Here is a 22523-nt window from a genome sequence, read left to right as displayed (position 1 = left end):
GGCGCCTTGGCCGGGGCGACGACATTGGAATGGTTCCGCCCGTCGCCGGTGCCATCCACCGCCGATGGGGCTGGAAGGTTTTGCGTCTTGTGAGAATCTCGCTATTTTGCCGCGGTTGACTCTTGAGTGTCACATTTCGGCCACGCGCTGCCGCTTCACAGGGCGGGTGCTGGCCGCGCAGGGGGCCGGAAACGGGGCGTTTTGGATGCCGCACCTGGCGAAAGCGCCTTGATGATGTGAGTTGCCGCATTTTTGCCGCGCGAGGGGGGCTCCGCTCGGCGGCGAAGTGCTCTGTCCGAATGCCGTGCCGATCGCCCGTGGCGGGTGCCCGTGGCCGACGGCTGAAAGAGGTGTCATGCCCACCATCGCCCTGGTCGACGACGATCGCAACATCCTCACCTCGGTGTCCATCGCCCTGGAGGCGGAAGGCTATCGCATCGACACCTACACCGATGGCGCCTCCGCCCTCGACGGCTTCAAGACCAATCCGCCGGACCTCGCCATCCTCGACATCAAGATGCCGCGCATGGACGGGATGGAACTGCTGCGCCGGCTGCGCCAGAAGACCGACATGCCGGTGATCTTCCTCACCTCCAAGGACGAGGAGATCGATGAGCTGTTCGGCCTCAAGATGGGGGCCGACGACTTCATCAAGAAGCCGTTCTCCCAGCGCCTTCTGGTGGAGCGGGTGAAAGCGGTGCTGCGCCGCGCCGGCGCCAAGGACGGCGTCGCCCCGCGCGAGGTGGACAGCGCCAAGGTGCTGGAGCGCGGCAACCTGCGCATGGACCCCGAGCGCCACACCTGCACCTGGAAGGGCGAGCCGGTCACCCTCACCGTCACCGAATTCCTGATCCTCCAGGCGCTGGCCCAGCGGCCCGGCGTGGTGAAGAGCCGCAATGCCCTCATGGACGCGGCCTATGACGACCAGGTGTATGTGGACGACCGCACCATCGACAGCCACATCAAGCGCCTGCGCAAGAAGTTCAAGTCGGTGGACGAGAGCTTCGAGATGATCGAGACCCTCTACGGCGTCGGCTACCGCTTCAAGGAATGATCACGCGTCCGGCCCCGCCATCGCCCGCCTGCTTCGCCCATCCGCGTTGGGGGCGGGGGATCGCGTGGAAGACCGCCCGCAGGAGCGCCCGATGACAGATCGTCCGATGCGGGAGCACGCCGGTCCGGCGGATGCGGAGCCGCGCGAGGGCGCCGGCGAGCCGCCGGCTCCGGCGCGGGGTGTCCTTGGGGCGCTGCGGCGCGTGCGCCGGTTCGTGGCGTTCAAGAGCTTCTCCTCGCTCACCCGGCGCATCGTGCTCCTGAACCTGGCCGGCCTGTGCGCGCTGGTGTCGGGCATCCTGTACCTGTCCGAGTTCCGCTCGGGCCTCATCGATGCGCGCATCCAGAGCCTTTTGGTCCAGGGCGAGATCATCGCCGCCGCCATCGCCTCTTCGGCCCAGGTGGAAACCAACTCCATCACCGTCGATCCCGAGCGGCTGCTGGAGCTGCAGGCCGGCGAGAGCTACGGCCCGGGCGAGGAAGGCTTCGCGCCGCTGGAATTCCCCATCAATCCGGAGCGGGTGGCGCCGGTGCTGCGGCGCCTCGTCGGCCCCACCCGCACCCGTGCCCGCATCTATGATCGCGACGGGCAATTGCTGCTGGATTCCCGCTCGCTCTATTCGCGCGGCGAGATCCTGCGCTTCGACATGCCCTCGCCCACGGAGCCGCGGCCGGGGCCGCTGGAGCGCCTGTGGCGGGCGGTGCAGCTCTGGTTCGGCCGGGGCGATCTGCCGCTCTACAAGGAGTACGGTCCCCAGGCCGGCAAGAACTACCCCGAGGTGGCCACCGCCGCCCTGGGGGGCAAGGCCAGCGAGGTGCGGGTGGACGAGCGCGGCCGGGTGGTGGTGTCGGTGGCGGTGCCGATCCAGCGTTTCCGCGCCATCCTCGGCGTGCTGCTGCTGTCCACCCAGGGCGGCGAGATCGACGAGGCGGTGCGCGCCGAGCGCTTCGTCATCGTGCGCGTGTTCGTGGTGGCCGCGGTGGTGATGGTGCTGCTCTCGGTGCTGCTGGCGGGCACCATCGCCGATCCGGTGCGCAAGCTCGCCGCGGCCGCCGAGCGGGTGCGCCGGCGCATCAAGACCCGGGTGGAGATCCCCGATTTCACCTCCCGCTCGGACGAGATCGGCCATCTGTCCGGCGCGCTGCGCGACATGACGCGGGCGCTCTACAATCGCATCGAGGCCATTGAGAGCTTCGCCGCCGACGTGGCCCACGAGCTGAAGAACCCGCTCACCTCCCTGCGCAGCGCCGTGGAGACGCTGCCGCTCGCCCGCAACGATTCCTCTCGCGCGCGGCTCATGGAGGTGATCCAGCACGACGTGAAGCGGCTCGACCGCCTCATTTCGGACATTTCCGACGCCAGCCGCCTGGATGCCGAGCTGCAGCGCCAGGAAGCGGTGGCGGTGGACCTGAAGCAGCTGCTTGAGATGGTGGTGGGCATGGCGCAGGACGTGCGCCGCGACGACGGCGTGCGCGTTTCCCTCGCCTTCGAGCGCGGCGCAGGGGCGGCGGCGTCGTTCGTGGTGCCGGGCCATGCCTCCCGGCTCGGGCAGGTGGTGGACAATCTGGTGTCCAACGCCCGCTCCTTTTCGCCCAAGGGCGGGGAGGTGCGCGTGACCTGCCGCGGGTTGAAGGACGAGGTGGAGATCGTGGTGGATGACGACGGCCCGGGCATCCAGCCCGACGCCCTGGCGCGCATCTTCGAGCGCTTCTACACTGACCGCCCGCACCAGGGCTTCGGCCAGAATTCGGGGCTGGGCCTGTCCATCTCGCGGCAGATCGTGGAGGCGCACGGCGGCCGCATCTGGGCCGAGAACCGCACCGCGACCGGTCCGGACGGGATCGAGCGGGTGGTCGGCGCCCGCTTCATCGTTCGCCTGCCGGCGGGGTGAGGCCGGCCATGGGGGAGCCCTCGATCCACGCCAGCTGCGTCGCCATCGGCGGACGCGGGGTGTTGATCCGGGGCGCGTCGGGGGCCGGCAAGTCCACCCTGGCGCTGCGGCTCATCCTCGATGCGCCGCGGGTGCTGGCGCCGGCGGAGCTGGTGGCGGATGACCGGGTGCTGCTGCGGGTGGAGGCGGGGGCCCTGGTGGCCAGGCCGGTGCCGGCGCTCGCCGGGCTCGTGGAAGCGCGTGGGCTGGGGCTTCGACGGCTCCCCTATCGCGACAGGGTGTCGCTGGCCGTGGTGGTGGATCTCGGCGCGCCGGACGCCACCCGTCTGCCGCCGGAACAGGCGCAAACCGTTCGCATCTCTGGCTGCGCGCTGCCGCGCATCGCGCCCGAGCACCTTGAAAGCGCAGCGTTGCTGGTGGCGGTGGCGCTGGCCAGTGAACCTTACGCAAACTAAATGTGCTTTTGTGCGTTGCACCCCTTGCGTAAATTTTGAGCCGCTCTGAATATGACATCCCCGCGCTGCGGGAGGCCTTCATCGGGGGGGTGAGGGCGGAGGAAACATGATCGGTCTTGTCCTCGTCACCCACGGTCGCCTCGCCGACGAGTTCTGTTCGGCGCTAGAGCACGTCATGGGGCCGCAAAGCCAGATCGCCACCGTGACCATCGGGCCGGATGACGATATGGAGCGGCGCCGCCAAGACATCATCGACGCCGTGGAGCGGGTCCGCTCCGGCGCCGGGGTGGTTATCTTGACCGACATGTTCGGCGGCACGCCCTCCAACCTCGCCATCTCGGTCATGAACAGCCCCGACGTGGAAGTGGTCGCAGGCATCAACCTGCCCATGCTGGTGAAGCTCGCCAAGGTGCGCGGCGAGCTGCCGCTGGGCGAGGCGGTGGACGTGGCCCAGGAAGCAGGCAGGAAATACATCAATGTCGCAAGCCGCGTCCTCGCTGGTAAATGACGCCTTCGATCCGGTGACGGCGGAGGATCCCGCCGAGGCCTGCGGCTGCGCCATCCGCGCCGATGCCGAGGTGCGGGTGCTGCCCATCGTCAACAAGCGCGGCCTGCACGCCCGCGCGTCCGCCAAGTTCGTGCAAACCGTCGAGCAGTACGATGCCCGGGTCAGCGTCTGCCGCAGCGGCGAGGAAGTCTGCGGCAATTCCATCATGGGGCTGATGATGCTGGCGGCCTCGCCCGGCACAGCGGTCACCGTCACCGCCACCGGCCGCGAGGCGACGGCGGTGCTCGACGCGCTCACCGCCCTGGTCGCCGATCGCTTCGGCGAAGAGGAATAGCGCCCCGCCGACGGTTGGCGGCTTGCCTTGATCTCCGTTCCGCGCCCCACGCGACCTTGCGCCCGGGGCTGCGCCGCATGTCGCCGCTGGCGCTGCGCAAGGTCTGTGCTTATCTCTAGCGTTCACATTTCCGCGCGCAGGGCGCGGAAGACGGGAACGGGCGGTTCGCCCCAGGTGCCATGGGTGCCATGTTCGCGACGAGAGCCGACCAGCCAGCGACGAGCCCGCCGCCCGCCCGCCGGCGCCGCTTCAGCCTGTCGGCCAAGCTGCTGCTGCTCACGGTGATCGTGGTGGCGGCGGTGGAGACGGCGGTGCTGGTGCCCACCATCGCCAATTTCCGCATCGCCTGGCTGTCGGATCGCCTTGCCGCCGCCCGGACCGCTGCCCTGGTGCTCGACGCGGCGCCGCAGGACAGCATCCCCATGGACCTCACCCGCCAGCTGCTGGCGAGCGTGGGCGCCAAGGTGATCGTGGTGAAGCGCGAGGACACCCGCCGCCTGCTCGCCATGTCCGACATGCCGCCCCAGGCGGATGAGCACCTGGACATGCGCGAGACCACCTTGTGGAGCGCGGTGGAGGGGGCCTTCCACACGCTCACGGCGCCTGAGGGCCGCATCCTGCGGGTGGTGGGCGATCCCCCCTCCGGCGCCGACTTCATCGAGATCGTGATCTCGGAAACGCCGCTCAAGCGCGCGCTGCTGCGCTTCACCACCACCACGCTGCTGGTGTCGCTGCTGGTGGCCGGCGCGGCCGGCGCGCTGGTCTATTTCGGGCTCAACGCTTTGTTCGTGCGGCCCATGCGGCGACTGACCGAGCGCATGGCGGCGTTCCGCGAAAATCCGGAGGACGCCACCCGAATCATCGTGCCCAGCGGCCGCAGCGACGAGATCGGCACCGCCGAGGAAACGCTGGAAGAGCTGCAGCGGGCGCTGTCCCAGACCCTCAGCCAGAAAAGCCATCTGGCGGCGCTGGGGCTGGCGGTCTCGAAGATCAACCACGATCTGCGCAACCTGCTGGCGGCGGCGCAGCTCATCTCCGATCGCCTGGCGGCGTTGCCCGACCCGACCGTGCAGCGGTTCGCGCCCAAGCTGCTCTCGGCCCTCGATCGCGCCATCACTTATTGCGAGCAGACCTTGTCCTACGGCCGGGCCATGGAACCGCTGCCGGAGCGCCGGGACGTGGATCTGGCCCACCTGCTGGACGAGGTGCGCGACACGCTCGGCCTGGGCGCCGGCATCGGCTGGGTGGTGTCGCTGGAGGCGGGGCTGACGGTGGATGCCGACCCCGACCAATTGTTCCGGGTGATCTTGAATATCGCGCGCAATGCGGTCCAGGCGCTGGAAGCGCGCGCCCCGCTCGACCCCGGGCGGGACCAGATCCGGATCAAGGCCAAGCGGCTCGGCACCACGGTGGAGATCGAGGTGGCCGACACCGGACCGGGGATTCCCGCGGCGCGACGGGCCCACCTGTTCGAGGCCTTTGTCTCGTCCGCGCGGCGCGGCGGCACCGGGCTCGGCCTGCCCATCGCCGACGAACTGGTGCGGGCTCATGGCGGCGAGATCCGCCTGATCGACGCTCCGGTGGGCACCGCATTCCGCATCACCTTGCCGGACCAGTCGGAGGAAGGGCGCCAGCGCCGCGAGCGGCTTCGGGCGTAGGGCCGCGTGGCGTGAACTTATCCACAGCTTGGCCATGGCGCAGGGCGGCGGGCGTCGCTTCGCTCTTGCGCACGGCGATGAAAGGGGGTAGCAAACGGACCTCGCCGGCGGAAACTTCCGCCGCCGCTCCCGGGAAGGCTCCATCCTTCCACTTCGGCTGGTTCCCCGCCGAATTCCACGGGACAATGCGCCGGTAGCTCAGCTGGATAGAGCACCAGACTACGAATCTGGGGGTCGGGAGTTCGAATCTTCCCCGGCGCGCCATTAAATCAATGACTTAGCGCCTAGAGCCAAGTCTTCAGAAAATCCCAAGTCACCGACAAGTCACTAAGCGCAGAGCTTTGGCTCCCCTCACATGACCATCATGTCGGGGGTCCATTCGTCGCTGTCGTAGATGCTGGTGGCGGTGTCGGTGGTCAGGATGCGGCCGATGGCCATGGCGGCGGCGACGGCGCCGTCGATCCGGCCGCGCTCGCGGGCTTTCTCCTTGGTGAACTTCTCGTTCTCGGCCGCATCGCGCTCGGCCACCGCATTGCCGAAGCACAGGCGCAGGAGGGGATTGCCGTCGTGCCGGAAGTGGCCGGCGAGAATCGCTCGCTTCAGTTCCTTGACCGGCGCCGCCATGCTGGCGAAGCCCTGGCCGAACTGGTTGATGGTGAAGCCCTCCTCCTGAAGGGCGGTGTTCACGGCGGTGGAGTTCCATCGGTCGATGGCCACTTCCTGAACGCCGAAGCGCTCCCCCAGGCCCACCACGTGCGCGATGATGGCGCCGTGATCCACCACGTTGCCGGCGGTGACGGTGAGGACGCCTTCGTCCTTCCAGCGCAGATAGTCCGCCCGGTCGCGCTCGGCTTTGCGGGCAAGGCCGGCCTCGGGCAGGAAGAACATGGGCACCACGTCATAGCGGGCGTGGCCGTCCGCGCCTGCAGAGGGGAACACGGCCACCACGGCGGTGAGGTCTTCCACGCTGGAAAGGTCGATGCCCACCCAGCAGGGCCGGCCTTCCAGCTCTTCCGCCGGGGCCATGGGTTCGGCCGCGTCGTACACCTCAAGGGCGAGCCAGGGCTCGGCGGCGCCTTCCTGCCACAGATTGAGGTGGAAGCGCTTGAAGTCGGCAATCTCAGCCGGGAAGTGCTCGATCCGCCGGGCCTTGATGCGCAGTTCTTCCAGCGAGCAGAAGCCAGCGGCGATGGCGGGGTTCGCGCTGTGCCAGGCGCTTTCATCCCGCCAGTCGGCGCCCATCGGCGCGGCGAAGATGATGGGGGCGAAGGTCGGGTCGTCGATCTCGCCGGAGGCCACCTTGTGGCTGTACGCCCACAGATCGGCGGCAAGCCCGCCCGTGCCCTCGCCGGCCGTCGAGATGACGATGGTCAGGGGCTGGTCGCGCTTCACCATGGAATCGGTCACCACCTTGAACAGCTTGCGCGCCTCGGAAGCCGGCCACGCATGCACCTCGTCCGCCAGGAAGAAGGAGACGTTCAGGCCGTGCTTGGAATAGGCCTCGGTGGAGACGGCCTTCAGCACGCTCGCGGTGCCGGGATGGTTGAGGGTCTTGCGGCTTTCAATGGGCGCGACGCGGGAGAGCAAGGCGCCGTCCTGCTTCACCATCTCGAATGAATGCTTGAAGGCGATGCCGGCATTCTCCCGGTCGGCCGCCGCCTGGATCACCTGCCCGCCGGCCTCCGCTTCCGGCCCCATGAAGTGGGCGAGCGCGAGGGCTGAGGCCAGGGTGGTCTTGGCATTGCCTCGGGGAATCCAGATGCAGGCGGTGCGCACCAGCCGCGCCCCGGTGTCCGTCGAGGGGCCATAGATGCGGCGGATGATGGCTTCCTGAAGCGGATGCAGGGTGAAGGGCTGGCCCGCGAAGCGCCCTTCCCACAGCCTGAGCCGGCGCACGAAGCGGCACATGCGATCCGCCCGGCCGGTGGGGTCGGGATAGAGCCCCGACTCAGGCGAGAAGATCGGTGTCCCAGCCATTGGCGGCGTCCCCCTCCTTGGCGGCGGTGCCACGCCGATGGGGCGTCAGCGCGAGTTCGGCGGCGAGCAGGCGCGCTTCCCGCATGGCGCCCATGAGCATCTTGAAGGCGGGGTGCGTCACCGGCCCCTTGTCGGTCTGGAGCACATGGCCTTCGGCGTTCATCATCTCGGTGCAGGTGCGCGCGAGGCCCACGGCCCGGCAGTCGCCTTCCAGCGTCGCCAGGGTGCCGGCGGCAAGGTGCCCGCGCTCATGCAGGAGCGGTGCGGTGCGCGTCCATTCCGCGGCCCCGTGAGGGCAGAGCGATCCGGGCGGCGGCGGGCAGCGTCCAGCGCCCTTGCTGCCGGCCACGATCTGGAGCGTCGGCTTACGGCCTTTCATGTGGGGAACCTCCCTTTCCAAAAACCCCATTTGCCCGAGAGTGCGCGCAAGACTGCACCACCGGTCAGGGGGCGAGGGGGGCGAAGTCGCGATCCACCCCCCCCCTACCTCGATGCCAGCTTGCCGAACCCGCCTTCCTCGCGGATGGCCTTGCGGGTGTTGCAGGCCCGGCAGGCGGGCTGCCAGTTGGCCGTGTCCCAGAACAGGCGCATGTCACCCTTGGGCGCGGTGCGGTGATCCACCATCTCGGCAGGCCCACCACAGTGCACGCAGCGGTCACGGCCAGGGCCGGCGAGCCAGGCGCGGGACGCCTTGCGCCACGTCTCGGTATAGCCACGGGCGGAGGCCGAGGGGCGGCGCGCATCGGCCGCCTTCTTCCGCTCGGCAGCGCACGCGGGGCAGTGCGAGCCGGTGAAGGCCGGATGGCCGCGCGGGCAGTGCTTCGGTGGCGCCCAAGGCATCAGCACGTCCTCAGGCGATAGGGGTCGATCAGGTCGAAGAAGCCGAGGGGCGCCTCGGATATGGTCCCGTCGAAGGTGGCTTCGCGGTTCGAATGGAGGTGGGCGACGTAGAGCTTCATGGCGTGCACCAGGGGCGCCGGCACACCATCGGTGAAGCCGTTCAGCGGGCCGCACCAGCCTTCCACGAAGCCGCGTGCGGTCTCGATCATGCCGGCAATGGCGATGTCTTCCTCGTTCTCATCGGGTGTCATCCGCAGATGGCCCTTGATGTCGGCGAGGGGGAGGATGTCGAGGGTGTCGGGCATGGTGTCTTTCCGAGCGCAGATGCACCGTTTCCGAGGGGAACACGGGGAACGTGGGGTACAGGCTTGATTTCACTTGGCATATTTCTGTTCCCCGCCGTTCCCTCGCCCGGGGAACACGGGGAACACGGGGAACACGGGGAACACGGGGAACAGAGCGGGAGGGGCTGCATCGCGCGCGCCCCTCCCGGTGAGCCCTTGGCGGGTCAAGGATTCCCCGCTGGTACTCGCGACCTTGCCCGCCTTGTCCCTTGAATGTGCCGATCGGAGCCGGTGGGCGCCAGGGAGGCGGGCTTTTCGTTGTCGGGCCGGCCGCTACAGGCCCTCAATACCCGGCTGTTTGATCCCAGGTTTTGCTGGTGCAGTCTTTTCGCAGGACTGGAAGGATGCGCTCTGGGCCAGGTTCTGCACGGGTGCGCCACGACGACAGAGGCGGTCCGTCGAGCGATACAAGAGAGTCAAGAGAGCCTGACGGCGCTGGCGAAGCGCTATGGCATCAACCCGAAAACCGTCGCCAAATGGAAGAAGCGGACGTCCTGTGCTGACCTGCCAACCGGCCCGAATGACGTTGCCCCTGCAAGCTAATGGAGTTTGAAGTTTGTTCTGGCCCATTGCGAGGACCAGGACATGAAGCGCATCCGGTTCACGGAAGAGCAGATCATTTCGATCCTGAAGGAGCACGAGGCCGGAGTGCCTGTCTGCGATCTGTGCCGCAAGCACGGGGTCAGCGACGCCAGCATCTACAAGTGGAAGGCCCGCTTCGGCGGCATGGAGGTGTCGGAAGCCAAGCGGCTGCGGGCGCTGGAGGACGAGAACGCCAAGCTGAAGCGCATGCTCGCCGATGCCATGCTGGATCATGTCGCGCTGAAGGATCTGCTGGGAAAGAAGGGGTGACGCCCGCTGCCGCGCGCAGAGCTGTCGCCCATCTCGTGGAGCATCACGGGATGAATGAACGGCGGGCGTGTAAAGCCACCGGCTTCTGCCGCATGACCATGAGATACCAGGCAAAGCGGGGCGACGACGGCGCCCTGCGCGAGCGCATGAAGGCCATCGCCCATGAGCGGCGTCGCTTCGGCTATCGGCGCCTGCACGTGCGGCTCAAGCGGGAGGGTTTCACGGTCAACCACAAGCGCCTGTTCCGGCTCTATCGCGAGGAGCGTCTCAAGGTGCGGCGCCGTGGTGGCCGCAAGCGGGCCATCGGGACGCGGGCCCCCATGACGATCCCGATGCGGCCGAACGCGCGCTGGTCGCTCGACTTCGTGTCGGACCAGCTCACCTGTGGCCGTCGCTTCCGTATCCTCACCGTCGTCGACGACTGCACCCGGGAATGCCTCACCCTGCTGGCGGACACATCGCTGTCCGGCGTGCGGGTGGCCTGAGAGTTGGACCGCCTTGTGGCCGAGCGCGGCCGGCCGAAGATGATCGTCAGCGATAACGGCAGCGCGTTCACATCCAATGCCATCCTCGCCTGGGCGGTCGCGGCACAGGTCGAGTGGCATTCCATCGCGCCGGGCAAGCCCATGCAGAACGCCTTCATCGAGAGCTTCAACGGCCGCCTGCGGGACGAGCTTCTCCACGAGACGCTGTTCTCGGCGCTCGGCCAGGCCCGAGCAAGCCTGGGCAGGTGGCGGTTCGACGACAATGGATCACGCCCGCACTCCGCCCTCGGCTGGCAGACCCCCTCCGCCTTCGCCGCCACCTTCCATCCGCGACGGGATCTGCCGCGGCGCCAGGCCAAAAGCTCCGCGACAGATCCCGTCGCTCACCCGGCCGACAAGGCCAAATCCAACCGCCAGAACAAACGCACCGCTGGATAAAACTTCGGGGCAACGTCAGACGCAGGACCGTGGAGTGGTTTACCTTGAGGCGCTCGGCGGCGGCCCGGACAGACCCTTCACGCGCGACAGCGAGGAAGTAACGAACGCCATCCCAATCGATCATGGTCTTCAACTCTACGGGCGGCGGGCACGCAAAAAGGAAGCGCGTTCAGGCGATACTAGCGAAATGTGCCCCTCGGGTCGAACATAGGATCGCGATGGCCCTATTTCACTTGCCTTGGAGGCAAGCTAAGCCTTCGCCATGCTCCGAATGGGTGCCGCTGTGACGTCTAGGCACTGCCTCGGGGCAGATCTTCGAGGTCTGAAAAGGCCTCGCGAAACGACCGAGCGCGGCACGGGTAGGACGCCGCCAGTTCATCAATATTGAGCGCCCGCTTCGCGAGCGTGAACTGACCAACCTGTTCGCGGATCTCGTAGAATTGGACCGGGCGGTGGCGCGCCTCGAGCGCCTTGATCACGGCGTACTTTACTGCGCTGGTGCATCGCATTCCGAACACGATTTCCTCGAGCTCCAGCTGGGAATCATGGAGCCCGCGCGGACCGATCAGCCGCCATTCCTTCTCGTAGCGCCATTCCGCTGCCTTACGCAGCAGGACCGCCCCGTCGACCTGCGCGCGGGCGGTAGCGTCGCCGTTGAGCATCCGTCCCACCGCGCTCGCCGCCACCAGTCGATTGCCTCCATAGCTGATCTTGTGGAGGTCTGGCCGGGCGTCGTCGGGGACGGAATATCCGATGCAAAGCCCGCGATGTTGATCACCGTAGTGGCTCCACATCAGTGGGCAGTGCGCCCGCTCGGCTAGCGATAACACGCCCTTGTCATACCGCTGGAGGAGTTCGCTCTCCACATAGTGGCCGAGAAGATACTGCTCCGGATCATCGATCTCGTACTCGGGATTGGTAGCATAGTAGCGAATGCGCTCTATCAGCTGCGCGGCCTCGCGCTGGCTGTGGCGCGAGATATGCTCGATCGTTTTAGGGCCACGATAGCGAATGGTTTTGGCGGCAGCCGACATCTCGGCTTCAGCCCGCTGTTGAACCAACCGCAGCAGCATGGATTCTAGCTCGGCTGCACCGACGTCGGCATCGAGCGTAGGTCTGGTGTCGAGCGGGTCGTTGAAGCTGCTGGGGTCGGCGAAATACAGGGTGTCGTCGACGAGCATCTCAAGGGTGAGATTGCTGAACGCGCGATATTTGTAGAGCCTTGCGGGGGTCTTGTTGGCCTTGGCCATATCGTTGCTCTCCCGGGCGAGGTTGGAGGCAGGCTGCAGGGACGGATCACGCCGACTCCGCGCTGCTGAAAGGGCTGATCCGGCACGAATACTCGGGCATTCGGCCCAGCCCAACTCTATATCGTTGCGATGACCGAATCCTCGACCCTCAACCCACGGTTCTTTGAACTCGACGATGTCCGAGCGGCGCAGGGGCGCAGATGGATACCGTTGCGTCAGGACGGGGAGACTGAGCACGAAAGTCCGTTCGCCGGGATCGGCGCGATCCGAAAGTATTCGGGCATCGCAGCACTCGCCGTGCTTTCGGCCGATCGCGGAGCGGTCGAACTGCTGACCTGGAGCGAGGTCGATACATCAACCCACAGCCCGAGCGTTGAGAAAGGCATCTACCGGCAGGCCGACGTTCATAGCGAATGGAACGACGAGCGCAGGGTCATCGGGACGCGCCTCGTAATCGCACAGGGCAAAGACGGGTTCGATCTTCAGACATGGCACCTGCATCAAGATCTGGAGGTCGCGCTGAAGCTTGAACGCGAGGCCGATACCTGGTTCCGGCCCAATGAGGGTTGGATCGATGTCGCCCAACTGAAAAGGGACACGGACGGACGCCCCGTCCTGCTGGAAATCAGGGCCGAGATATTGTCCGACTATCTAGCTGTTTGATCCCGGGCTTTGATGGTGCAGTCTTTTCGCAGGACTGGAAGGATGCACTATGGGCCAGGTTCTGCATGGATGCGCCATGACGACAGAGGCGGTCCGGCGAGCGATACAGCATAGTCAAGAGAGCCTGAGGGCTCTGGCCCGGCGCTACGGGATCAACCAGAAGACCGTCGCGAAATGGAAGAAGCGGACCTCCTGCGCGGATCTTCCCACCGGCCCGAAGGACGCCAAGTCGACGGTCCTGTCCGTTGAGGAAGAGGCGATCATCGTCGCCTTCCGCAGGCATATCCTGTTGCCGCTCGACGACTGCCTCTATGCCCTTCAGACGACGATCCCCCACCTGACCCGCTCATCGCTTCACCGTTGCCTTCAGCGCCACTGCATCTCCCGCCTGCCCGATGTCGAAGGCGACAAGCCGGCGAAGAAGAAATTCAAGGCCTGCCCGATCGGCTTCTTCCACATCGACCTCGCCGAGGTGCAGACGGCGGAAGGTCAATTGCATCTGTATGTCGGCATCGACCGCACCTTGAAGTTCGCCTTTGCCCAACTGGTCGACAAGGCCATCCCGGCAACGGCACGCGCTTTCCTTGATGCGCTGGTGGCCGTCATTCCCTACAGGATCAAGATGGTTCTGACCGACACCGGCGTCCAGTTCGCCGACCTGCCGAAGAACCGTTCCGGTCCGACCGCCATGTGGCGCGGGCATCCCTTTGATCGCGCCTGCCAGGCCCACGGGATCGAACACCGGCTGACGAAGCCCAGGCATCCCTGCACCAATGGGCAGGTCAAGCTTCTGTCCCGCATGATCAAGGAGGCGACCGTCAAGCGCGTCCACTATGGCGACCACGACCAGCTTCGAGCCCATCTCAAAAGCTTCGTTGCCGCCGACAACTTCGCCCGCCGCCTCAAGACCCTGAAAGGCCTCACGCCCTACGAGTTCATCTACAAACGATGGACTTCAGAGCCAGAACGATTCACGCTCAATCCAATTCACCAAATGCCGAGACTAAATACTCTGGCTGTGCACCCGTTTCGGCCTGTCGCTCGCCGAAGCCGGCGGGTTCTTCTTCCTCTCGGGTGTGCTGTCCGCCTTCTCCTTTCCGGTGGCGGCCTGGCTGTCGCGGCGCATCGGGCTCGTCAACACCATGGTGTTCACGCACGTCCCGTCGAGTGTCTGCCTGATCGGCGCCGCCCTGGTGCCGAGCCTCGATGCGGCGCTGGGCCTGCTGCTGCTGCGCTCCGCCTTGTCGCAGATGGACGTTCCGACCGGTTCTTCCTACGTGATGGCGGTGGTGACGCCGCCGGAGCGCGCGGCGGCGGCGAGCCTCACCTCGGTGCCGCGCAGCCTCGCCGCGGCCCTGAGCCCGGCCCTGGCCGGGGCGTTGTTCGCCGCCGGCCATGAAGCCTTGCCCTTCACCTTGTGCGGCGCGCTCAAGATCCTTTACGACCTCGCCTTGCTCCGGGCCGTCCGGCACATCCGGCCGCCGGAGGAGCGCTGATCGCGGACCCGCGCGGCCAGGACGGGCGCCGGGCCGCGGCTCACCCCGCCTGGCGGCGGGCGGAGAGGCCGACGAGCCCGGCGGCGAGCAGGGCAAAGACGGCTCCGGCGATGAAGGTGGCCTGGGCCCCTCCGGCGTCCCACAGCAGTCCCGCGACCACGCTCGCCAGCAGCGTCGCCACGCCGGTGGCGAGGTTGAACAGGCCGAAGGCCGATCCGCGCAACGCCGCGGGGGCGTGCTCGGCCACCAGCTTGGCGAGCAGCCCCTGGGTGAGCGCCATGTGGCCGCCCCACAGGACGATGCCGAGGAAGGCGCCAGGCAGGCCGGGCACGACGGCCAGGATGACATCGGCCGCCACCAGCAGCGCCAGGCCGCCGAGCAGCAGCCGGGCCGGCGGTACCTGGTCGGACCAGGCCCCGGCGGGATAGGCGCCGAGCGCGTAGACCACGTTCATCGCCACCAGCACGAGCGGGGCGAGGGCCAGCGGCAGCCCCTCGTCATGGGCCTTGAGCACAAGAAAGGCTTCGCTGAAACGCGCCAGGGTGAAGACGACGCCGACCGCGACCACCCCCCAGAACGGGCGGCCGAGCTGCCGGAGATCGGTGAGGCGCACCGGCGGCGGGCGCCCTGCGCCGATGGGGTGGGCGGAGCTGTCCTCGACCCCTGCCACCACGCACAGCACGGCGCACAGGCCGGGAACGACCGCGATCCAGAATACCATGCGCATGTCGTCGGCGAGCAGCGCCATGAGCGCGATGGCGAGCAGCGGTCCGACGAAGGCGCCCACCGTGTCGAGGGCCTGGCGCAGGCCGTAGGCGCGGCCGCGAATCTCGGGTGGCGTCACATCGGCGACCAGGGCATCGCGGGGCGCCCCCCGCAGGCCCTTGCCGACCCGGTCGGCGAAGCGCGCGGCCAGCACCATGCCCGGCGCGCCGGCGAGGGCGAACACCGGCTTGGAGACGGCGCCGAGCCCGTAGCCCAGCAGGATGAGCGGCTTGCGCCGGCCGAACCGGTCCGACAGATAGCCCGAGAACATCTTCGCCACCTGCGCCGTGGATTCCCCGATGCCCTCGATCAGCCCCACCACGGCGACGCTCGCGCCGAGCGTGCCGGTGAGGAAGAGGGGCAGCAGCGCGTGGATCATCTCGGAGGAGATGTCCATGAACATGCTGACGAGGCCAAGCGCCCACACGGTGCGGGGAATGGCGGGCCGGCCTTTCCCCGCGGCGGCATCGCGCGTCGGCCCCGGCGCCTGTGTTTCGTCCATCTGCGCTGTCCTTCCCGGCGTGCCGTCCGGCCCGCGCCGCCTGTCTCCGGGGTACGTGACGGCGGCGGCGATGCCCAGCGCCGGCATGCCGCGGCGGCGGCTGCCGGTTCAGGCCACCTTCACCACGGCCATCATCCCGGTGGCCATGTGGTAGAGGTGGTGGCAATGGAGGAACCACTCCCCCCTCGGCCCGGCGTCGAAGGCGATGGTCACCGGGGTGTGCGGAGGCACCATCACCGTATCGCGCAGCGCGCCGGAGAAGCGGCGCCCGCCGATGCCCACCACCTGGAAATGGTGGCCGTGCAGGTGCATGGGGTGGCTCATGGCGGTGGGGTTCATGAAGGTCATCTCCACCCGTTCGCCCTGGCTCACGGCGAACGGCTCCGCCTCGCCGTAGGCGCGGCCGTTGATGGTCCAGCGGTAGCCGGCGTCCTCGCCGAGGAAGATGGGGAAGGACTTGTCGGCCTTGCGGGCGACGAGCGGCCTGGCCGCCGTCAGGCGCGCCTCGAACGACAGGTCAAGCAGGCCCTGCGCCCGCTCCGCCGTCTCGGCGATGCGGGCGACGGCGGCGCCGGCGGTCGCCAGCACCAGGCCGGTGCGGCGGGGGGAGGCCTCCACCTGCGCCAGCACCGGGAAGGCGCCGCCGCCTGCCGGGATATCCACGAGGAGGTCGATGCGCTGGCCCTGGGCCAGGGGGAAGGCCTCCGCTTCCACCGGCAGGCAGGGCGTGCCGTCCACCGCGATGCAGCGCGGCTTCAGGCCCGGCACGGTGATGAAGAAGGCGGTGGCGGTGCCGCCGTTGATGAGGCGCAGCCGCACCCGCCCGCCCTTCTCCACCTGGACCACCTCGGGGTCGGCGAGGGTGCGGCGGTTGGCGAGGAACGCGTCGTAGGCCACATCGTTGGCATGCGCGGCCATTCGACCGCTCATTCCGTGGCCCATGTCCTGGCCCATGTCCTGGCCCATGTCCTGGCCCATGTCCTGGCCCATGCCGCCACCGGTGCCATGCCCCATGTGGCCGCCGCTCTGACCGGCCGGCGCGGCGCCCATCATGCCGCCGCCCATTCCGCCCATGCCATGCCCGGAATGGTCCATGCCCGGCATGGCCATCCCGGCCATGCCCTGCGCCGGCGGGCTCATCCCCGGGCCGCCGTGGCTGCCATGGGCGTTCGCGCCGCCGAGCCCGGCCAGGATCTCCTCCGGGCTGCGGAAGGAGAAGTCGTGCAGCATCACCACCACGTCCTGGGCATCGCCCGCATCCGCCTCTCGGGTGACGAGGGGGGCGGCGAGCAATTGCTGTTCGCTGAGCGTGTGGGAGTGCATCCAGTGGGTGCCGGGGGTCAGGGGGAAGTCCACCTGGTCGGCAGCGCCGGGGGCCAGCTCGCCGCCGTCGGGGCGCGCCCGGTCCTGGTCCGCGGGCGCGAAGAGCTGGCCATGCCAGTGCATCACCGCCGGGGTTTGCGAGGCATTGAGCACAGCGCCGGCAAGCCGGTCCCCCGCCTTGGCGAAAACGCCTTCGCCGGCCGGCCCCTTCACGGCGAAGACCTTGGCCGCCTTTCCGTTGACATCGAGAGTGACGCTTTCGACCGTGAGCAGCGGAGCCGCGACGGCGCGGTTCCAGCCACCGGACAGAGCGAGCGCGCCGATAGCTGCGCCGCCGGCCAGGACGGCGCGGCGGGAGAGGGAGGGCTGGAGCATGGTTCGGGTCATCATGGACCTCCTTGGCGCGGTTCCGGGCGGGCCCGGCGACGCGAAGCCTCTGGTCTTCAGTATTTGGCCTGGGCGGTGGAGCCGTCCGGCGCGGTGATCTGGATGGCGCCCTTCGCGCCCTTGGGTACGGCGACCGGTGCGGTCCCGGCGAGGCGGTTGCTGCCGGCAAAGGGGACGAGGGGAAAGCGCTGGGCCTTGCCGTCCACCACCAGGATGGCGTTTGCCTTGAAGCCCTCGGCCGGCACCGGCTTGTCGGTGCCGTCGCTGAGAAAGAGCGAGACGGCCGGTGTGCCGTCGGCCACCAGCTCGGCGTGGAAGCGGCCGGCATCCACCCGCACCCCGCCGTTGGCGCCCGCGCCCGGCTCGTGGGCGAGGGCCGGGGCCGCGAGAGGGGGCAGGGTGAGGAGGGGCAGGGTGAGGAGGGCTTGCGCGAGGCGCGGGAAGATCATGGGGCGGTCTCCAGTCAGAACGCATCCGCGCGGGCGGCGGCGGTGGGGCCCGGCGCGCGGGCGGCGGCCACCAGCCGCTCCAGCGGGCGGCGGCCGTAGGCGAGGACGAGCACGGGCGTGAGCACGGCATCGAGCAGCGTGGCGCTGACGAGGCCGCCGAAGAGGGTGATGGCCACCGGGTGCAGGATCTCCTTGCCCGGGACCTCGGCCCCGCTCAGCAGCGGCAGAAGGGCGATGCCGGCGGCGGCGGCGGTCATCAGCACCGGCGTGAGGCGCTCCAGGCTGCCGCGCATCACCAGCTCGGGGCCGAACGCCATCCGCTCTTCGATGGCGAGGTTGATGATGTGGCTGACCTTCAGGATGCCGTTGCGCGCGGCGATGCCGGTGAGCGTGACGAAGCCGATCATGCTCGCCACCGAGAGCGGCTGGCCGGCGAGCCAGAGGGCAACCACCGCGCCGATGAGCGCCAGCGGCACGCTCACCATGATGACCAGCGCGAACAGAGCCGAGCGGTAGCGGCTGTAGAGGAGCGCGAACACCAGCAGCAGCGATACGGCGGCGAGGCCGCCGATGGTGCGCAGGGAGTCCTCCTGCGCCATGAAGGTGCCCTCCAGGCTCGCGGTGGTGCCCGGCGGCAAGGCGGTGGCCGCGATGGCCTGGCGCATGTCGGCGATGATGGCGGCGGTGTCGCGTCCGCCGGTGGTGTTGGCGAGCACCACGATGCGCCGGCGCCCGCCCTCGCGCAGGATCTGGTTCGGCCCGTCCGTCTCCTTCACCTCCGCCACCTCCGAGAGGGGGACCCAGCCGGAGGGTGTCTCGACGAGGAGGCTGGCGAGGCCCTCGGCGCTACGGGCGGCATCCGGGAGGCGGACGACGAGGTCGAAGCGCCGGTTGCCGTCGACGAGGGTTGAGACCACACGCCCGTTGGAGAGGCGCGCCAGCGCGTCGGTCACCTGGGCGGGCTGGAGGCCATAGAGGGCGGCGCGGCCATAGTCCACCCGCACCGTCACCTCGGGCACGCGCACCTGCCGCTCCACCTGCAGGTCCACGAGGCCGGGAATCTCGGCGAGCCGCAGGCGCAGCCCCTCGGCCGTGGTGCGCAGGGCATCGAGGTCATCGTCGAACAGCTTCAGGGCGATCTCGGCGCGCACGCCGGACAGCATGTGGTCGAGCCGGTGGGAGATGGGCTGGCCTACGTTGAACGCCGCCGGCAGGACGGAGAGCCGGTCGCGGATGTCGGCGGTGATCTCGGCCCGGCCGCGGGCGGAGGGCTCGAGGTCCACCTCGATCTCCGAGGCGTGCACCCCCTCGGCGTGCTCGTCCAGCTCGGCCCGGCCGGTGCGCCGGGCGACCGCCTTCACCTCCGGCACCTCCAGGATGAGGGCTTCGGCGATAAGGCCCATGCGGGCGCTCTCGGCGAGCGAGAGGCCGGGCCTGAACGACATGGAGATGGTGAGGGAGCCCTCGTTGAACGGCGGCAGGAAGGCGCGCGGCAGGTTCGCGGCGGCGGCCAGCGCGGCGACGAACAGCAGGCCGGTCGCCGTCGTCACCAGGCGCGGGTGGCGGAAGGCGGCGGCGAGCAGCGCCGCGTATCCGCCCTTCAGGCCACGCACCAGCGCGCGGTCCCGTTCGGCGCGACGGCTGAGGGCTGGCAGCAGGTAGAAGGCGAGCACCGGGGTGAGCGTGACGGAGGTGGCAAGGCTGGCGAGGATGGAGACGATGTAGGCCTGCCCCAGCGGCGCGAACAGCCGCCCCTCGATGCCCGGGAGCGCGAACAAAGGCACGAACACCAGGACGATGATGGCCGTGGCATAGACGATGCCGGAGCGCACCTCCCGGCTCGCCGCCACCACCACCTCGAACACGGGGCGCGGCACCGCGGCCGCGGCGTTCTCGCGCAGGCGGCGGAAGATGTTCTCCACGTCCACCACCGCGTCGTCCACCAGTTCGCCGATGGCGATGGCGAGCCCGCCCAGCGTCATGGTGTTGATGGCGAGGCCGAAGGCGTGGAACACGATGGCGGTGGCGAGGATCGACATCGGGATGGCGGTGAGCGAGATGAAGGTGGTGCGCCAGTTCAGCAGGAACGCGAACAGCACCAGCGCCACCACCGCCATGGCCTCCATCAGCACCTTTTCCACGTTGCCGATGGCGGCGGAGATGAAGTCCGCCTGCCGGAAGACCGGCGGCGAGACGCGGATGCCGTCCGGCAGCGTGCGGTTGAGATCGGCCAGCGCGTCCTCCACGACGCGGGTCAGGGCGAGGGTGTCCGCGTCCGGCTGCTTCTCCACCGAGACGATCACCGCCGGGCGCCCCATGTAGCCGGCATCGCCGCGCTTCTGCCGCGCGGCATGCTCCACCTGAGCGATCTGGTGGAGCAGCACGGTGCCACCGGCGGGGCGCGGCAGCGCGAGGCTTTTCAGGTCGTCGAGGCTGAGCGTGCGGCCGATGTTGCGGATCAGCATCTCGCGGGCGCCCTGGTCGGCGAAGCCGCCGCCGGAATCGGTGCCGAACCGCGCCAGAGCCCGTTCCAGCGCGTCGAGCGTGATGGCGTGGGCGCGCATGGCGGCAAGGTCCGGCGAGACGCGGACCTGCCGCACCTCTCCGCCCATGGGGGTGACCTGCGCGATGCCGGGAATGGCGAGGAGCCGGGGCCGGATGACGAAGTCCGTCGCGTCCCGCACCGCCATGGGCGAGGCGGTGTCGCTGGTGACGGCGAACATCAGGATCTGCCCCATGATGGAGCTGACGGGCCCCATCTGCGGGGAGACGTTCGCCGGCAGCCGGTCCCGCACCAGGGCGAGGCGCTCGGCGATCTGCTGGCGATCGCGGAAGATGTCGGAGCCGAAATCGAACTCCACATAGACGACCGAAAGGCCGACGCCCGAGACCGAGCGCAGGCGGACGAGGCCCGGCAGGCCGGCCAGCGCGGTTTCCAGCGGGAAGGTGACGAGCTGTTCCACCTCGGCCGGGGCGAGGCCCTCGGCCTCGGCCATGAGGGTGACGGTGGGCCGGTTGAGGTCCGGCAGCACGTCCACCGGCAGGCGGGTCACCGCATAGGCGCCGTAGAGCGCCAGCACGACCGCCATGGCCAGCACCAGGAGGCGGTTGCGCAGGGACTGGGTGACGAGGACGGTGAACATCGGCCGGCCTCAGCGGATCTGGTCGATGAGCGCGGCGCCCTCGGTGACCACGCGCCGGCCGGGCGGCAGGCCGGCGACCACCAGCACGCGGCCGGCATCGAGCGGCTCCGTCCTCACCTCGCGCGCCAGGAAGCGCTCGGCGGCGACGTGCTCATAGACGATGGACTGGCCGTTCGCTCCGCGCACCACCGCTGCGCGGGGGATGGCGATGCCCGTGCGCGGGGGGCCGGCTTCCGCGAGCACGGTGAGCAGCTGGCCGGGACGCAGCCCTTCCGCTCCCCCGGTCACGGAAAACAGGAGGGGCAAGGCCTGGCCGCGATCGGAGATCCCCGCGCCAAGGAAGGCGAGGGGGACGGCGCTGCCATCGGCCAGCCGCCCGGAGGCGCCGGAACGGCCGGCGTCGGGGGAGAAGCCCAGCGCCTCCACCCAGAGCCGGCCGGGATCGACGATGCGGAACACCACCGTATTGGGGTCCGCCATCTGCCCCGCCATGGCATCGGCGGTGGCGATGACGCCGGAAACCGGCGCCCGCAGCGCCTCCGGCTCGCGCTGCACCCGTTCCAGATTGGCGCGGCGTGTCTCAAGGCCCTTCAGCTCGATGGCGGTTTCCTCCACCTCGCGGCGGGTGACCGCGTTCTGAATGGCGGAGAGGCGCTCGTAGCGGCGCTTCACGATGGCGATCTGCTGGTCCAGTTCGTAGCCCTGCTGCTCCAGGTCCTTGAGGTCCGAGGCGCCGATGGGCGGATGCACGAAAGCCAGGATCTCGCCGGCCGTGACCGTGGCGCCGAGCGGCTTGAAGCCGCCTTTCGGCGGCGCGAGCCGCCCGCCCACCGCGGCCTGGACGAGGCCGCTGGCATTGGCATCCGGCACCACGCGGCCGGGCATTTCAACGCTGCGGGTGAAGCTGCCGGAAGCGGTGACGATGGTGCGCACGCCGAGGATGCGCTGGCTGGGCTTCGGCACGATCACCGTGCCGTCCGGCAGGCGCTGGGCGGCGTCGCGGGCCGCCGCCGGTGCAGCGTCCGCCTGGGCGGGCTGCGGCGCGGTGGCGAGGGCGAGGGCGCCGGCCACGAGCAGCGCGCCGGCCCGCCGCCGCCGCGAGGTGACGAGCGCGCCCGCCGCGAAGCCGATCAGGAGGCCGGCCAGGATCGCCACGGGAATCCCGCCGAACTGCGCCAGGGCCGCCGGCGGGGCGGCAGGCGCGTCCACCGCCGGAGGGGGAACGGTCAAGGTGCCGGTGAGCACGTCCACTGCGTCGCCGGCGGTGACGGTGAAGGCGAGATCGTGCCCGCCCGGCCGCGCCGCGAACGGGGCCGCGAGCACATAGGCGCCGGGGCCGGCCGGCGTCGCGGCGCGCACGCCCGCAGGCGTGTCCACCTCGATGGTGGCGCCCTCCACCGGCGCGTTATCGGCGAAGCGGTCGAGATGGATGGTGAGCGTGTTGCCGCGCAGCACCGCCACCAGCTCGAAATCCGCGGTTGCGGCTTCCGCGCGCGGCGCCAGCGCGGTCACGGGGGCGGGCGGCGGCGCGCCATGGTCGTGCCCCTCGTGCGCGCTGGCGCCGACCGCCAGCGCGATGGCGCCCAGCAGGCCGCAGAAGCCGATGACTGCTGTCCGCAGCAGGGGGAACGCCATGCCTCGACCCGTCCGTTGTGAAATCCGGCAGGGGAAGCTGATAGCGCGCCGGCTGTCACGGCGCGTATCGCGTC

The 22523-nt window shown here is 69.2% G+C and carries 17 protein-coding genes, 1 tRNA gene and 5 pseudogenes; 12 read left to right on the top strand and 11 right to left on the bottom strand.

What is annotated here, in order from left to right; all coding sequences use genetic code 11:
* Window positions 1–355 precede the first annotated feature (355 nt).
* From V5F53_RS16765 to V5F53_RS16735, 7 genes are all read left to right on the top strand, one after another.
* Window positions 356–1054: a response regulator transcription factor gene (locus V5F53_RS16765; protein WP_393996255.1), complete on the top strand. Its 699-nt coding sequence runs from the start codon at window positions 356–358 to the stop codon at window positions 1052–1054.
* 91 nt (window positions 1055–1145) lie between these two features.
* Complete coding sequence (locus V5F53_RS16760) at window positions 1146–2945, top strand: sensor histidine kinase (RefSeq protein ID WP_393996256.1); 1800 nt, start codon at window positions 1146–1148, stop codon at window positions 2943–2945.
* Window positions 2946–2953: 8 nt separating this feature from the next.
* On the top strand, window positions 2954–3400 hold the full coding sequence (locus V5F53_RS16755) for an HPr kinase/phosphorylase (protein WP_393996257.1): 447 nt from the start codon (window positions 2954–2956) through the stop codon (window positions 3398–3400).
* A gap of 106 nt (window positions 3401–3506) precedes the next feature.
* Window positions 3507–3908 (top strand): PTS sugar transporter subunit IIA, encoded by a 402-nt coding sequence (locus V5F53_RS16750; RefSeq protein WP_393996258.1) that lies wholly within the window; start codon window positions 3507–3509, stop codon window positions 3906–3908.
* On the top strand, window positions 3877–4242 hold the full coding sequence (locus tag V5F53_RS16745; protein ID WP_393996259.1) for an HPr family phosphocarrier protein: 366 nt from the start codon (window positions 3877–3879) through the stop codon (window positions 4240–4242). The genes V5F53_RS16750 and V5F53_RS16745 overlap by 32 nt, the downstream gene beginning before the upstream one ends.
* A gap of 188 nt (window positions 4243–4430) precedes the next feature.
* Window positions 4431–5900: an ATP-binding protein gene (locus tag V5F53_RS16740; RefSeq protein ID WP_393996260.1), complete on the top strand. Its 1470-nt coding sequence runs from the start codon at window positions 4431–4433 to the stop codon at window positions 5898–5900.
* A gap of 187 nt (window positions 5901–6087) precedes the next feature.
* Window positions 6088–6164, top strand: a tRNA-Arg gene (locus tag V5F53_RS16735).
* 87 nt (window positions 6165–6251) lie between these two features.
* Here V5F53_RS16735 and V5F53_RS16730 read toward each other — a convergent pair.
* From V5F53_RS16730 to V5F53_RS16715, 4 genes are all read right to left on the bottom strand, one after another.
* Entirely contained in the window at window positions 6252–7877 is a 1626-nt protein-coding gene (locus V5F53_RS16730) for a terminase large subunit (protein WP_393998846.1), read from the bottom strand.
* Window positions 7849–8256, bottom strand: a complete 408-nt coding sequence (locus tag V5F53_RS16725) for a P27 family phage terminase small subunit (RefSeq protein ID WP_393998845.1) — start codon at window positions 8254–8256, stop codon at window positions 7849–7851. Before V5F53_RS16725 ends, V5F53_RS16730 begins: the two co-directional genes overlap by 29 nt.
* Window positions 8257–8360: 104 nt before the next feature.
* Window positions 8361–8717, bottom strand: a complete 357-nt coding sequence (locus V5F53_RS16720) for an HNH endonuclease (RefSeq protein WP_509212495.1) — start codon at window positions 8715–8717, stop codon at window positions 8361–8363.
* Window positions 8717–9022 carry a head-tail connector protein gene (locus V5F53_RS16715; RefSeq protein WP_393998849.1) on the bottom strand — a complete coding sequence of 102 codons (306 nt, stop codon included), beginning with the start codon at window positions 9020–9022 and terminating at the stop codon, window positions 8717–8719. The genes V5F53_RS16720 and V5F53_RS16715 overlap by 1 nt, the downstream gene beginning before the upstream one ends.
* A 390-nt stretch (window positions 9023–9412) precedes the next feature.
* On the opposite strand from V5F53_RS16715, the pseudogene V5F53_RS16710 reads away from it, so the two are divergent.
* Together V5F53_RS16710 and V5F53_RS16705 are read left to right on the top strand one after the other, a co-directional pair.
* Window positions 9413–9586: pseudogene (locus V5F53_RS16710) on the top strand (helix-turn-helix domain-containing protein); the annotation flags it as partial.
* A 60-nt stretch (window positions 9587–9646) separates the two neighbouring features.
* Window positions 9647–10836, top strand: a pseudogene (locus V5F53_RS16705) (IS3 family transposase).
* Between the two features lie 19 nt (window positions 10837–10855).
* Here the strand turns inward: V5F53_RS16705 and V5F53_RS16700 are convergent.
* Together V5F53_RS16700 and V5F53_RS16695 are read right to left on the bottom strand one after the other, a co-directional pair.
* Window positions 10856–10960: pseudogene (locus tag V5F53_RS16700) on the bottom strand (LysR family transcriptional regulator); the annotation flags it as partial.
* A 166-nt stretch (window positions 10961–11126) separates the two neighbouring features.
* Window positions 11127–12086: a DUF2971 domain-containing protein gene (locus V5F53_RS16695; RefSeq protein ID WP_393998771.1), complete on the bottom strand. Its 960-nt coding sequence runs from the start codon at window positions 12084–12086 to the stop codon at window positions 11127–11129.
* A 129-nt stretch (window positions 12087–12215) separates the two neighbouring features.
* Between V5F53_RS16695 and V5F53_RS16690 the strand changes: the two genes are divergently transcribed.
* The 3 genes and pseudogenes from V5F53_RS16690 to V5F53_RS16680 all read left to right on the top strand — a co-directional run.
* The gene (locus V5F53_RS16690; RefSeq protein ID WP_393998770.1) at window positions 12216–12749 is read left to right on the top strand and encodes a hypothetical protein; all 534 of its coding nucleotides are present in this window, start codon (window positions 12216–12218) and stop codon (window positions 12747–12749) included.
* Between the two features lie 49 nt (window positions 12750–12798).
* Window positions 12799–13758: pseudogene (locus tag V5F53_RS16685) on the top strand (IS481 family transposase); the annotation flags it as partial.
* Between the two features lies 1 nt (window position 13759).
* Window positions 13760–14245: pseudogene (locus V5F53_RS16680) on the top strand (MFS transporter); the annotation flags it as partial.
* A gap of 40 nt (window positions 14246–14285) precedes the next feature.
* Here V5F53_RS16680 and V5F53_RS16675 read toward each other — a convergent pair.
* The 5 genes from V5F53_RS16675 to V5F53_RS16655 all read right to left on the bottom strand — a co-directional run bounded on the left by V5F53_RS16675 (window position 14286) and on the right by V5F53_RS16655 (window position 22449).
* Window positions 14286–15512 (bottom strand): MFS transporter, encoded by a 1227-nt coding sequence (locus tag V5F53_RS16675; protein ID WP_393998769.1) that lies wholly within the window; start codon window positions 15510–15512, stop codon window positions 14286–14288.
* A 108-nt stretch (window positions 15513–15620) separates the two neighbouring features.
* Window positions 15621–17225 (bottom strand): multicopper oxidase domain-containing protein, encoded by a 1605-nt coding sequence (locus V5F53_RS16670; RefSeq protein WP_509212492.1) that lies wholly within the window; start codon window positions 17223–17225, stop codon window positions 15621–15623.
* Window positions 17226–17278: 53 nt separating this feature from the next.
* A complete protein-coding gene (locus V5F53_RS16665) occupies window positions 17279–17671 on the bottom strand; it encodes a hypothetical protein (protein ID WP_393998767.1) in 393 nt (130 codons plus the stop codon).
* Between the two features lie 14 nt (window positions 17672–17685).
* Window positions 17686–20814 (bottom strand): efflux RND transporter permease subunit, encoded by a 3129-nt coding sequence (locus tag V5F53_RS16660; protein WP_393998766.1) that lies wholly within the window; start codon window positions 20812–20814, stop codon window positions 17686–17688.
* Between the two features lie 9 nt (window positions 20815–20823).
* Window positions 20824–22449 carry an efflux RND transporter periplasmic adaptor subunit gene (locus V5F53_RS16655; RefSeq protein ID WP_393998765.1) on the bottom strand — a complete coding sequence of 542 codons (1626 nt, stop codon included), beginning with the start codon at window positions 22447–22449 and terminating at the stop codon, window positions 20824–20826.
* Between the last annotated feature and the right edge of the window lie 74 nt (window positions 22450–22523).

This window comes from Xanthobacter cornucopiae (assembly GCF_043195065.2).
Taxonomy (GTDB): domain Bacteria; phylum Pseudomonadota; class Alphaproteobacteria; order Rhizobiales; family Xanthobacteraceae; genus Xanthobacter.
Note: the sequence above shows the minus strand (reverse complement) of the source record. Positions and strands in the feature narration are given on the sequence as shown.